Source organism: Haloechinothrix halophila YIM 93223, from assembly GCF_000504245.1.
Lineage (GTDB): Bacteria > Actinomycetota > Actinomycetes > Mycobacteriales > Pseudonocardiaceae > Haloechinothrix_A > Haloechinothrix_A halophila.
Genome location: NZ_KI632509.1, coordinates 2,186,113 through 2,198,881, shown reverse-complemented (window position 1 = coordinate 2,198,881; position 12,769 = coordinate 2,186,113). Strand labels below are relative to the sequence as shown.

Genomic DNA, 12,769 nt, shown 5'->3' with positions numbered 1-12,769 from the left:
GAGGATCCGGTCAACGCCCGGGTATCCGTTATCGACCGACCGCATACCCTTGGCGGCCGCGCGGGTTAGCCGCCCCGAACAGCTCACTCGTCGCCGGATCACGGGCGACGGCGGACAGTCGGCCTAGCGACCACGCGCCGGAAAGCGTGACGTGGTGCCCACGGTCCCGAAGGTCACTAACCACCTCCGGCGGCAATCGATCCTCCAGCACGAGACCACCTGGCGTCCACTGACGTGGCCAGAAGGAGCTCGGCAGGTGGGTCGTATGGAACGTCGGTGCGTCGATGGCGTCCTGCATCGCACTTCCTTGGATGTATCTGCGGAGTAGATACGGCAACTGCCATTGGTCCTGCTGGTCGCCACCTGGCGTACCAACCGCCTCGATCGTGATGCCGTCACGGCTGATCAGCGTCGGCGACAACGTGGTACGAGGCCGCTCCCCTGGCTGCAGCGCCGACGGAGCCGCCGGATCGAGCCACATCATCTGCAGGCGCGTCCCGAGGCAGAACCCCAGCTCAGGAATGGTGGGCGACGACTGCAGCCAGCCACCGGACGGGGTCGCGCTGACGAAGTTGCCGTGCCGGTCGACGACAGCGAGGTGGCAGGTGTCTCCTCGTGTTTCGCCTGACGCTCGTACGGTCGGCTCGCCGACACCAACGGCGCGCAGGTCGACATCGGTTCGCAACGGCGGGACGAAGGGCTCGCCGCCGTCTGGCACGCCGGGCCGCCACCGCATCGACGCCTCCGGCCCAATCATCCGCGCACGCGACGCGATGTAGTCCGGATCGAGCAGTCGCTCGATCGGAACACTGTCGCGCCATCCGTAGTAGGCCTCGCGATCGGCGAACGCGAGCTTCATCGCCTCCGTGATCGTGTGGATTCCCCGCGCGGTGGAGGGGTCGAGATCGTCATCGGGGAAATGGTCCAGTATCGCCAGGGTCTGCAGGAGGACGGGACCCGAGGACCAGATGCCAGCCTTGTGCACAGTAACGTCGCGGAACCGCAGATCCACGGCATCTTCGTACGACGGCTGGACGGCGCGCAGATCGGATTCACGGATGACGCCGGCGTGATCAGCGCCGTCCGAGTGCTCGTGTGGGGTCTTCACGAACTCATCGATCGCCCGTGCGACGAAACCACTCTGCCACTCTTCGATGGCACACGTGATCCGTTCCTCGCGGGAACTGCCCGCCGATCCCACTCTCGCGAGGCGCTCCAGAGTGCGCGCGTACACCGGATTGACGATGCGATCACCGGGCGCCGGTGGACGTCCGGAAGGCAGCCACATCGCTCGCGAGGTCGGCCAACTCCGGGTAAACAGCTCCGTCACGGTTTCCAGGACGGAACATAGGCTCGGCGCGGCGGGCACACCCGCGACGGCGTAGTCGATCGCGTACTGAAGGACGTCCGGCAACTCCCAGGTACCGTGATCACGCAAGAGCCCGAACAGGGCGACGACCGAGCCCGGCAACGCCGCGGCCAACGCACCCGACCCCGGTACCGAGTCCAGACCCTCCGCGCGCATGTGTGCCACGGTCGCCCCCGCAGGAGCCGGGCCTTGCCCACCGACCACGACCGGACCGTCGCCGCCATCCAGGGAAATGAGCGCCACCAGGTCCCCGCCGGGACCATTGAGATGCGGCTCGGCCACGTGCAGGACGAAGGCCCCCGCCACCGCCGCGTCGAAGGCGTTTCCTCCCCGCTCCAGCACGCTCTGCGCGCTCGCGGTCGCGAGCCAGTGCGTCGAGGCCACCATCCCGTAGTGGCCTCGTAGGGTCGGCTTCGCTGGCACATCCCACGTCGACATGACGGGCATTATTGCATGCAATCTCGCACGATTGCATGCGATTCAGCGTCGGCTTCCCGCTAACGCGCTCAGCGGCAGATCCGGCTTGTTGGTCTTCTTTGCTGGGTCGCGGTCAGAACAGCAGGTGGGTCGCCAGCGCCAGTATCGGAAGCGCGATCAGCGTCCGTAGTACGAACAGCACCAGGCAGTGCCACAGCTTCACCGGCAGTTCGAGGGACAGCAGCAACGGGATGGTGGCGCTGAAGAAGAAAATCTGTGTCAGCGACAACGCCGCGACGAAGAACTTCGCTGCCAGCGCGGTGTCCACGGCCAGCAACGCGGGCAGGAACATCTCGCTGATGCCGATCACGGCCGACTGTGCGACCACACCGCTGTCCGGGATGCCCAGCATCGAGATCACCGGCTCGAGCGGCGCACCCAACCACGCGAACACCGGCGTGTGATTGGCGATCACAATCGCGGCGACACCGACCGACAAGATCGCGGGCACGACAAGCATCGCCAGTCGCAGGCCGTCGAGCATTCCGCGTCCGGACTCGCGCGGCACGGAGTCCGAACTCGCCGCACGCTGCTGACCCGCACGCACCGCCGTGCTCAGCAGCTGCTGCGTCACCTCGGGTTCGATGATGGGCTCACCCACATAGTCATCCGCGATCCGCGACAACGGCGGGATCCGGCACAGGACCGCCGCGAGCAGGATCGACGTCAGCGACACGACAAGCACCAGCAGCCCGAAGTACGGCAGTAGGTCCAGTGTGGACGCCACGACCGCGAAAAACCCGAGGCTGACCGTGGAGAAGCAGGTCGCGATGACGACGGCTTCACGAGCGGAGTAGCGCGACTCAAGATACATCTTGTTCGTCACGTACAGACCGACAGAGTAACTGCCCACATAGGACGCGATTCCGTCCAGCGCCGCGCGACCCGGCACGCGGAACAGCGGCCGCATGATCGGCCGAGCGAGCGTGCCCACCAGCTCAAGGCCACCGAACGCGACGAACAACGTGATGAACAGCGCTCCGATCGGCACGATCACCGACACCGACGCGGCCAGCGTGCCGAACATCAGCCCACCGACACCCGGATCGAGCAGTGCCGGCGGCCCGGTCTCGGTGACGATCAGCAATGCCAGCGCCGCGCCAGCCAGCCGCAACGCGATCATCAGCCACGACGCACGGAACGAGCCGACGAAGACATAGCGAGAGCTCAGTGGCGTGTAGGCCGCGACGGTCAACGCCAGGGCGCCGAGGATGATCGCGAGTGTGTAGTAGGTGACCAGCCCCGGCAGTCCGTCGGTGATCGAACTGACCACGATGTCGAACGGCACCGTCCAACTGCCGTCCCAGCGCACCGGGAGCAGGAAGAAGAACGCGCCGGCGACGGTCGCCAGCAGCAATCTGCTGGTCACCGCCTTCCGGGACACGCTAGCGACGTCGCTCGTACTCATCAACGAACCTCCTGACGAATGCCATGCCCTACGCCGCAGCCCGCCGCTGCGGCATGTGGGTCATTGCACTCGGCCGGACGCGCCGCGTCAGCAGGCGATGACGCCATTGTGTCTGGTATGCGAGACATTGCTCCGCTGGCGCCGCTCTGGCGCGCCTTGACTACCGGAGCAGGTTCTCCAGTCGCGGCGGTAGCGGGCGCTACGACGACCGCAGCGCCGCGCGGGCGAACGCGACGGCGTCCGCGCTGGGCTGTCGCCGCCATGGCGCGCCCGGAGCCTGTTCGAACGCGCCGAGCGTCCGCAGGACCGCTTCCGTCTCCTCCGCGGCCCGCGCGGCGTCCAACGGAGATAGCGGACGCCGATCGGCATTGACCCAGCCCAACGCTCCGAGGTACCCAGCGACGAGCGCGTTCACGTCGTCGGTGAACCTGGCGGCGATAGCGATGAGCAGCAACAGTCCTGCCTGCACCCGGGATTCGGCGCGGGTTTCCGGCGGCACCCGCTCAGCGAGATAGAACCACAGTGCCATCGGATCTGTCGCCAGGTCACGGCCACGGGCCGTTCGAAGAAGGCGCCCCTTCTGGGTGCGCAGCAGCCCAGCACGCCGAGCCGATTCTCGTAGTTCAAGGACCGGAGTGGTCTGGATCTCGCGATTGCCCTTGCCGATCCATTCCTCGTCGATCCCGAGATCCGCCACAGCCGCCTCGACGTGTGCGGGCGGTAGGTATCCGGCGGACGTCAGCGTGATGCCCTCGCTGCCGACTCGATCCAACAGCCAGGTGTAGCGACGCACGAACCTGGTCGCGTCATCGATGTCTACCGAGACTGGCTTGTCGAGCTCGGCATCGTTGATCAACAGCCGCAGCTCGCGTCGCGCTGGCGCCAGTCGCACCGATTCAAGCAACTCTTGTAGCCGGGTAGGCAGGTCAGAGACCGGTTTGTCGAGGGCGAGCCGGGTCAGCTCGGCGTTGACCGCGTCCAGGTCGAACTCCGACGGCGCGAATACGGTCGGGTCGGCGTCCTCACCGAAGACTCTGGCGTACTCCCGCAGCGCCTCGCGGTGATCAGCATGCCGCGGATCGTTCACGGCCACGAGCAGCTCGTAACTGGGGACGCCACCACAGTCTTCTGCCGGATCGGGCCCTTCGCCGTCGATGCAGCGCGCTCGCGTTTGTGCCGCGTCACGAGGGCGCACCTCGTTCAGCGTGATCACGTGCTGCCAGTCGTCGCCGAAGTCGTAGCAGTAGAACACGGTGTCGTCGCGCTCGGCCAGAACTTCGTCCAGCCGCACCTGCGACTCAGGTACCCCATCCTTACCCTCGTCCACCTCGAACGGCGTGAGGAAGTACTCAGCGCGCCGACTGTAGTAGCTCGGGCCGGACGCGAACCGATGCGGGTGCGAATCCGCCCAGCCGAACGCCACTTGCAGGACCGCGTGCACATCGTCGAGGAAGAGGTCGGAAGCCAGCTCCAGCTCCCGCCACAGCGAAGTCGACGTCTCCGTGACCTCGACGCGGACCTGGTAGGTCACCACGTCATCGCGACGCGGCATGCGCCGCGACCGGCGCGCGCGAGGTGTAAAGGGCAGCACGTTCGACACGCCCAGGATGCTACGCGGTTGGCGGTTTGTCCGCGTAGCAAAACCGATCGCGCACCGGTTGCACACTGACTGAAATGGGCCGATGGAGTACTTCGTCATGCCCACTGAACTGAGCGCAGGACCAGTCGTGCTGCGGCGCGCCCAAGAGAACGACGCAGCGGCGGTGACCGAGGCAGTCGAAGCCAGCCTGGATTACCTCCGGCCATGGATGCCGTGGGCGACGGCCTCGGCCGCCACACTCGCCGTGCAGCGCGAACGGTGCCGGCGGGTAGAGGAACTGTGGGCCAAGGGAACGGACTACATCTACCACACCTGGCTGCCCGATGGACCGCTCGCCGGATGCGTCGGAGCCCACCGACGCATCGGCCCCGGCGGCATCGAGATCGGCTACTGGACACATGCCACGCACGCTGGCAGCGGCTACGCCACCGCAGCGGTGCGGGTCCTGACGCCGCACCTGCTACGACTGCCCGACGTCGACCGAGTCGAGATCCACTGCGACGAGTTGAACGTCCGCAGCGCCGCGATACCACAACGACTGGGGTATCGATTGGACAGGATCGAGGACCGTGATCCGCAAGCGCCCGCGGAATCGCGTCGCCTCATGATCTGGATGACGCCGTGAACATGCGGGACTGTGCGTGACAGCAGATCAACGAGCAATCGGATCGCCGTCCGGCCGCAGAACCTCGGCGTGCTCGACGTGTCGTGAGTGGCTATCAGTGTTCTAACCCTGATCAGCACTCACGACCCACCTAGCGTTGCATCGCCGATGAACACACCATCAGTCAGCACCGGAACCGTGGCGCAGGCGTCGACCTCGGTGGCGATCGTGACGTCCTCGCCGAACCCGCAACTGATCAATTCGACGCCCGATGCGGAGCCCGCAATCGACGCGCGGACGTCGTCGATTGCGGCGTAGCAGGCATAGGCGGCGCACGCTTCCGGTGACATCGGTCCAGCCTGCGACGCCCGCAGCGCCGCGATGCCGGGGACAACGACCACGGCGACGTCGCGCTCGTAGCGGTCCTATCGACAGCCAGCGTGGCGTCGTGCTTCGTCGCGACCTCGGCAGCGGTGTCGTCACGCCACGGATGCGGGAACACCCGTGTCCCCGCCTGCACCGCAACGTTGACCGACGTCGTGAATGACAAGACGTCAACGATCACCAGGCACGCGCAACGTTGTGCGAGCGTGGCCGCACCGGTGGGTCCCCACTCGAACCGCACGCCGTAATCGACCTGCCTGGACCAGTCCATGCCCACCACCCATTGGTGCGTTAAGCGACCAGAAATCACTCGCCGTCCGCAGCGCTACCTCGCTACCGTCCACCAGCCCCCGGAAAACGACAGCATAGGCACGGAATGAGTCTCAGCGATACCGAAATAGCGGAACTAGAAGAGCTGGAAGCAGCGCTCTGGGCACGGCATACGCGGTTCGACGAAACCTACATGCGACGCCTCATGAGCGAGAATTTCTTCGAGTTCGGACGCTCCGGTCGGCGATACTCCCGCGCAGAGTGCCTCGCGTTTCCCGACCAGGAACTCAACGCCACGCTGCGGGATATCGACGTCCACGAGATCGCTCCGGCGGTCGCCCTGGTCACCTATGTCAGCGAAGTGCGCTACTCCGAGACCCAGGTTTCCTACCGAAGCTCGTTGTGGGTCAGGTCCGACGCTGGGTGGCAGCTGCGTTTCCACCAGGGCACTCCGACGGACGCGACCGGAACGACGTAGCCATGCGCTGACACGTCTCGATACTGTTGACATAGTGCCAACAGTGAGCTTCCATGGGGTTGGCGGCACCCACCGCCGCCAAGGAGGTTGCGCTATGAGCTCGGTACGCCCGTCACCGGACGAGGCACGTCAATACGTCGTCGGACCGGACTCGCGGTCCTGGGCACAGGCCAGCGACATTCGCAGCCTGCTACTCGCGCCGTACGCGCTGATCCTGCAGGTCGCACACCCCACGGTCGGCGCGGGTGTCGCCGAGCACTCGAACTTCGTCGCCGAGCCGTGGCAGCGCCTGATGCGCACGCTTGATTACCTCAATCTGCTTGTCTACGGCGGTGACGACGCGATCGAAACCGCCAGTCGCGTCCGCGAGATGCACAAGCGCATCAAGGGCGCGCGCGTCGACGGCACCAAGTACCACGCGCTCGAACCGCAGGCATACGCGTGGGTGCACGCGACACTGATGCTCGCGATCGTCGAGCTGCACAACCGGTTCATCCGCAGATTGAGCCAGGCCGATGTCGAGGCGTCGTACCAGGAGTGGCTCGGGCTCGGCCGACTGCTCGGCATCCGCGAGGGCGACCTTCCGCCCGACTGGGCGGGCTTCCAGTCCTACTGCGACACCATGATGCGCGAGGAACTTGTCGACAACGAGACCGTGCGGCTGGTGGTACGCACGATCCGCACGCCCGGCGCGCCACCCGGGTGGCCATCGCGGCTCGGCTGGCTATGGCGGTTGGTGCGTCTGCCTGCGGGTTACCTGCTGACGCTGACCGGTGCCAGCGCGCTGACGCCCGAACTACGAAAGCGGTTCGGCATTCGGTGGAGCCCGAACAAGCAGCGCCAGGCAGACATCCTTGCCGCCATCTCGCGTGCGATCACGCCGATCCTGCCGCGCCGCGCCCGGATGTCAGGCCCGACGTACCTGAACCTGCGGCGCAAGTTCATCGCGCGAGACGAGTTCGCCCCGGACAGCTACCGCCGCGCCTCGATGCGGTGAACGCAGGATGGGCGACACTCACCGTATGTGGCTACGTCGCCATAGCCGGGACGTCGTTTCGTCGCGCAAGCGCGGGGATGGACCGCAGCCCTAGATACACCGGCAGGCCGATCGGCGACAGCAAGATCGCCAGCACCAGCACCGGTGCCATGACCAGCGGATGGACGTCACGCCGCCTGCTGTCGAGGTAGATCCAGCGGCCGACGAACAGGTCCCACGCGATGATCTGCGCCCACACCGCCGTCACCGCGGCGGGATCAGCAAGCAGGCGCTCGAAGCCGGTGAGGCTTGGGTTGACCACCAACGTCCACAACGGACCGAGCAGCGGGATGGCAGCCACCGCCCACACGACGAGCGTCGGGAGCACAAGCCAGGGCGAGCTGACTACGCGGTGCGTGATCCGCCAGGTCGGGGTCACGATCATCAACGCCCAGAACGGCGCTGCCGACAGGAAGGCGAGGTCGAATAGCGTGCTCATCGCGCTGCCTCCGTGTCGTGCGAGTGGGACACGTTGTCCGGAGCACGCGACACGATGTCCTGGGCGCGGGACACAGCGTCGGGAGTGTGGGACACGGCGTCCTGAGCGCGGGACACAGCGTCCGCAGTGCCGGACACAGCGCTCTGAGTGCCGGACACGGCGATACCCACCCCGATAGCCGTTCCGGTAATGAGCGTGGCGACGGCGAGAAGCGTCCAGGCGTCCGGAGCAAGCAGCGGCTGCCCACGGAGGGCCTGCCACGTCACCAGCGCCAGTAGCCCGGCGTAGGCACTGGCCGCTACCCACACCAGCCGGAGCCGCGCCCCTTCGTCAGTCAACCGCACTAGCCAACCGCGCGATCCGAATCGCCGCACCATCGCCGTCAGGCCGAGCCCGAACAGCGGCAAGGCCTGCATCGCATGAATTCCGACGAAGTGGGGAATCCGCAGGTCACCGCCCGTGGTACTCCATCCCGTGATCGGCATACCGTGTCCGCCGTCGGCAACCCCGACGCTGTGCGCGCCGATCACGTCGACGTCTTCTCCCGCGCGCAGCGCGTCCAACTGCTCGGGCGTCGGCCCCGTCATGAAGAACGCCAGTGCCATCCCGACCAGACCGAGCAACACACCCGCACGGATCGCGAGCGCGATCGGTGGATCCGCGATGCGGTCGCGCAGCAACACAATGCCCTGCACCAGCGTGAGCACCCACAACGCCACGATCGAGAACCCCATGATCGAGAACAGCGCGGCGTTGAACGCGCTGGAGACGTTGAAGTGGCTCATCTCGCCCCGAATCACCTGGCCGATGATCACGACCATCTCGACCGCGGCCAGGACAGCGATCGCGGTGCTCGCCCACCACACCCACCGACGTCGCTTGCGCTGCAACGACAGCAGCCACGCCCAGGTCACGGCGTAGATCATGAGCGAAATCGAGAACTTGAACGGCTTCAGCCAGATCGGATCACCGACGAGCACCCGGTCGTCGACCAGCAGTCCCACCAGCGATACGACGGTTGAGAGGACCATCAGCCCCGCGAACAGCATCAGCGGCCGATGCCAGGACACAGTCCGGCTGAGGGTCGAACGGACCGTCACCATGACACACTCCAATATTAGATAGTATCGGTATCTACTTATGGATAGTTACACTATCGTCGAAAGAACGCAAGATTCGAGAAGGAACGAGGCGCGATGCGCATCGCCGAGTTGAGCCGCCAGGCTGGCGTCAGCATTCCGACGATCAAGTACTACCTGCGGGAAGGTCTTCTCCCTCCAGGTGAGCGCACCAACCGCAACCAGGCCCAGTACGACGAGCCCCACCTGGAACGTCTCCGGCTGATCCGGGCGCTGATCGACGTCGGCAAACTGCCGGTCGCAACCGTGCGCGAGGTGCTCGCCACCCTCGACGAACCGGACATATCACTCCACAAGGTGCTCGGCACCGTCTCCGCGAGCCTGTCCGAACCGACCGCGTCCACGCCGGATGACGATCTCGTGGCCGCCCGCGAGGACGTCGACGCGCTTATTGAGCGGCATGGCTGGCAGATCGCCGAGGACACCCCGGAACTCGATGTACTGGCAGGCATCATCGTCCGCGCGCGGCAGCTCGGGCATGCGCACATCGCTGATTCATTCGACACCTATTGCGAGGCCGCGGAGTCCATCGCCGACGTCGACGTCGGCTACGTCAGCGGGCTCGGCACGGTGGAGAACGTGGTGGAAGGCGTCGTCGTCGGCACCGTGCTTGGCGATGCGGCGCTGGCGGCCATCCGCAGACTCGCGCACCAGAACCTCTCCGCCCGCCGCTTCGCCGAGTCGTGAGGATCGTGAATGTCGAACACGGCGTCGTGAGCGCAGGACACGGCGTCGTGAGTGCAGGACACGGCGTCATGAGCGCCGGACACGGCGTCAGGGGGTGCTGTTGGCGTGTCCGCTCACTGCCGCGCTCGCCACCTCGCCGATGGGGCGGCGAGGGGTGACGCCGGTCGGGTAGCCGTAGCCGACCCGCAGCAGCGTGTGCGCCTGGCCGTCCGAGCCGAAGACCTTGGTGACGTCATCGCGGATGTCCGGCACCTCGAACGGCTGCGACAAGAACGACGCGGACAGCCCGAGACTGCACGCGGCGAGCAGCGCTCGCTGCATCCCCGCTCCCGCGATGACGTCGTAGCGCGGGCTCGTGCCCGTAGTGAGGACCGCGACGAGCAACGGCTGCTGCTCGAACCGCCGAGGGGGCAACGGGTTGGTCCGGTAGTAACCGCGCAGTCGCACCAGTTGGTCGTCGACCGGGCCAGGGCCGATCGCGTCGATCGGGACGCCGTCGTCACGGTCGACCGGACCGCCGAGCCAGAACCGGACTTCCTGCCGATACGCCTCGTCATTGTCCAACCGCTGCTCGGCCTTGCGGATGAGGTCGACAAGCCGGTCGTAACGCTCCGAAGCATCCACGAACACCAGCCGCGCCCCCTCGGCGCGAGCCGCGGACGCCATCGTTGCTCGGGCGCTCACGCTGATCGGCCGGTCCAGGAACGGGTGCCGATTGGTGTGGCGCTTGAAGATCGCGGCGGCGAGCTTGCGTTCGCTGTCAGTCGCCGGCCGTTCGCCTGCGACACGCACGACCGCGAGCAGGTCGGGGGCGTCGCGGTCTGGCATCAGGTCGACGAGGCTGACTCGGTCGAGCGCACGCAGCTGGATCCGCACGTTGCACAGCGCGGCGCCGCACGCGAGCCGCGCTTCGCGGGCGTCGGGGTCGGCGACGTCGAGCACTCGCCTCCGGTCGAGGCGCAGCTCGATCCGGTCGCCATCGACGTCGAAACGCCACGGCTGGGTGTTGAAGGGCGAAGGAGCCCGGACGGCTGCCTCCAGTGCCAGCGTGGTCACGGACGTCAATGAGGCGATCATCGCTACCTCCCGCAGGGGACTGTCTCCGCCAAGAGTGCGCCGCTACAAAACAGGCGGCAGCGGGAAATCGTCACTTCCTGGAAGGACTAAATACCGCCCTTGTCACTGAGCCTTGAGCCTTTCAACCTGAGTGGACGGTGGTTGGCGGGTGATCGGGTCGCGGTGGCGCAAAGTACCGCCGGAACGGCAAGCGCTGCTGGTGCCGACCCACCTGCGCAGCGGCGACACCTACGCGAGCCCGGCCGCCGGATTCGGCGAGGGCGTGGCCACGGTGTACCGCTATGTCGGTGTACCGCTATGTCACCGAAGCGGTGGAGGTGCTCGCCGCGATCCTCACCCTCCACCACACCAACATGATCAAGACGGAAAAAGCTCACTCGCTATCGGCGCGACACGTGCGCGAGCTCGGCCAGTTCGTCGTTATAGCTGAACACGTTGTCCCAGATGTGATCGATGCGGCGTTTGGCGTCCGCCAATGGCACCACGGAAACCGTGTTTCCGTCGTGTTCGGTGAGCAGTTTCAGGCGGCGTAGCGTGCCGAGGCCGTCCTCGACGTCGAACCGCACCCGCACCCCAGATCGACGTTCCAACCAGCGGTCCGCACGCTCGCGCAGCTCATCGGCCGTCAGGGGCGAGTTCGAGAGGCGCAGCAGATGGTAGGCGAGCACAGCCTCTTTGACCTTGGACTCCTCCGCCGCGTCGAGAATGCGATGGAAAACCCCAGTATCATTATCCAGATTACGGAAGTACAGGTTTTCCGATAATATTTTCATGAATTTTATCTTGCGGTTCTTGAACTTGCTGAACTGACGCCAGAGATATCCGCCGAATGCGGCGAGACCGGCGCCCAGCGAGATCAACGCGGCTTGGTCCAGGTCGACCGGCTGGTCGCGCAGCCCAAGCCAGAACGCGAGCAACAAGAACAGCACACCGAGCGAGGCGATGAGTTTGGTGACCACGACGACGATCCCAGAAACCACCGCGGGCACGCCGATCAGCAGCTTGTCGATCAACCGCATCCGCACCCGGACGTTGGGCAGCAGCATCTCCAGGTCGCGGCGCGGGACGTCCTGGAACAGCTTGATCATCACTGAACCCGGCTCGAACGGCAACTCCTCGCGTTCGTCCTCGCCGATGTCCTCGGGGAACGCGACGTAGATCATCACCTTGTCGTAGCTGACGAACTCGACGGTCTTGCGACGCAACCCGAACCAGTGCGGCACTCGCGCGGTTCGGTTGGTGGCGCCCCTGCGGTAGATGAGCACGTCGTCGATGGCGTCGTGGTCGACTTCCATCCGCACCTTGAGCAGTGAGTGGTCGCTGACCGCCTTGCTGAACTCCTCCTCGCTGACGAGCGTGAAGTTGGCGTCCTCTGCGAGCGTGGCCAGCCCTTCGACCAGCTTCCGCTTCGCTTCGGCACGCTCGGCCGTCGTCACCGGTTCGCTGGTGCGCTCGTCAACGTCAGGGTCGAAGGCATGGTAGGCGTCCTTCAGCTCCTCAATACGCGCGCGGAACCGGTGGTGCAGCAGGCTGGCCAAGATCTCGGTGAAGGCGAGGAACGGTTTCCGATCGGCCTCGGGCAGCTCATCGGCGCAGAGCGCGATGACGCTGCGCTTGCGGAACGGGATGAAATGCTCACCGGTCACCGTGGGCCCCTTCGCGCGACTGTCGGACACCCACGCACCATACGAGCGTCCCGGGGACACAGCGCACAACGCCCCGCGACGCGGGCGCCGCGGGGCGCACTGTGCGGGCTCGATACGTCAGAGGTTGCGGCGTCAAGCCCGAGGTGTCAAGCGCG

Annotated in this window: 12 protein-coding genes; 4 read left to right on the top strand and 8 right to left on the bottom strand. The window is 66.1% G+C overall.

All coding sequences use genetic code 11. The annotated features are described in order from the left end of the window. Positions 1–28 precede the first annotated feature (28 nt). From AMYHA_RS09910 to AMYHA_RS09900, 3 genes are all read right to left on the bottom strand, one after another. Positions 29–1,807 carry a gamma-glutamyltransferase family protein gene (locus AMYHA_RS09910; protein ID WP_034270283.1) on the bottom strand — a complete coding sequence of 593 codons (1,779 nt, stop codon included), beginning with the start codon at positions 1,805–1,807 and terminating at the stop codon, positions 29–31. 112 nt (positions 1,808–1,919) lie between these two features. Continuing rightward, positions 1,920–3,254: a YjiH family protein gene (locus AMYHA_RS09905; protein WP_034270281.1), complete on the bottom strand. Its 1,335-nt coding sequence runs from the start codon at positions 3,252–3,254 to the stop codon at positions 1,920–1,922. A gap of 199 nt (positions 3,255–3,453) precedes the next feature. Further along, entirely contained in the window at positions 3,454–4,806 is a 1,353-nt protein-coding gene (locus AMYHA_RS09900; RefSeq protein ID WP_051399729.1) for a plasmid pRiA4b ORF-3 family protein, read from the bottom strand. Between the two features lie 145 nt (positions 4,807–4,951). Here AMYHA_RS09900 and AMYHA_RS09895 point away from each other — a divergent pair, with 145 nt between their 5' ends. After that, positions 4,952–5,479: a GNAT family N-acetyltransferase gene (locus AMYHA_RS09895; RefSeq protein ID WP_034276587.1), complete on the top strand. Its 528-nt coding sequence runs from the start codon at positions 4,952–4,954 to the stop codon at positions 5,477–5,479. A 119-nt stretch (positions 5,480–5,598) separates the two neighbouring features. On the opposite strand, the gene AMYHA_RS27545 is transcribed toward AMYHA_RS09895, so the two are convergent. After that, positions 5,599–5,808 carry a hypothetical protein gene (locus tag AMYHA_RS27545; RefSeq protein ID WP_196776870.1) on the bottom strand — a complete coding sequence of 70 codons (210 nt, stop codon included), beginning with the start codon at positions 5,806–5,808 and terminating at the stop codon, positions 5,599–5,601. Positions 5,809–6,218: 410 nt separating this feature from the next. On the opposite strand from AMYHA_RS27545, the gene AMYHA_RS09885 reads away from it, so the two are divergent. Then, positions 6,219–6,590, top strand: coding sequence for a nuclear transport factor 2 family protein (locus AMYHA_RS09885; RefSeq protein ID WP_051399727.1), 372 nt, complete (start codon positions 6,219–6,221; stop codon positions 6,588–6,590). A 94-nt stretch (positions 6,591–6,684) separates the two neighbouring features. Further along, entirely contained in the window at positions 6,685–7,587 is a 903-nt protein-coding gene (locus tag AMYHA_RS09880; protein ID WP_051399726.1) for an oxygenase MpaB family protein, read from the top strand. A gap of 31 nt (positions 7,588–7,618) precedes the next feature. Here AMYHA_RS09880 and AMYHA_RS09875 read toward each other — a convergent pair whose 3' ends face one another. Then, positions 7,619–8,065, bottom strand: a complete 447-nt coding sequence (locus tag AMYHA_RS09875) for an ABA4-like family protein (protein WP_034270276.1) — start codon at positions 8,063–8,065, stop codon at positions 7,619–7,621. Next, on the bottom strand, positions 8,062–9,168 hold the full coding sequence (locus AMYHA_RS09870; RefSeq protein WP_157361983.1) for a hypothetical protein: 1,107 nt from the start codon (positions 9,166–9,168) through the stop codon (positions 8,062–8,064). The genes AMYHA_RS09875 and AMYHA_RS09870 overlap by 4 nt, the downstream gene beginning before the upstream one ends. A 93-nt stretch (positions 9,169–9,261) precedes the next feature. Between AMYHA_RS09870 and AMYHA_RS09865 the strand changes: the two genes are divergently transcribed. Next, positions 9,262–9,891: a MerR family transcriptional regulator gene (locus tag AMYHA_RS09865; RefSeq protein ID WP_034270273.1), complete on the top strand. Its 630-nt coding sequence runs from the start codon at positions 9,262–9,264 to the stop codon at positions 9,889–9,891. A gap of 87 nt (positions 9,892–9,978) precedes the next feature. Here the strand turns inward: AMYHA_RS09865 and AMYHA_RS09860 are convergent, their stop codons facing one another. Together AMYHA_RS09860 and AMYHA_RS09855 are read right to left on the bottom strand one after the other, a co-directional pair. Further along, positions 9,979–10,968 carry an Acg family FMN-binding oxidoreductase gene (locus tag AMYHA_RS09860; RefSeq protein ID WP_051399725.1) on the bottom strand — a complete coding sequence of 330 codons (990 nt, stop codon included), beginning with the start codon at positions 10,966–10,968 and terminating at the stop codon, positions 9,979–9,981. Between the two features lie 380 nt (positions 10,969–11,348). Beyond that, the gene (locus AMYHA_RS09855) at positions 11,349–12,644 is read right to left on the bottom strand and encodes a TMEM143 family protein (protein ID WP_051399724.1); all 1,296 of its coding nucleotides are present in this window, start codon (positions 12,642–12,644) and stop codon (positions 11,349–11,351) included. Positions 12,645–12,769: the final 125 nt, after the last annotated feature.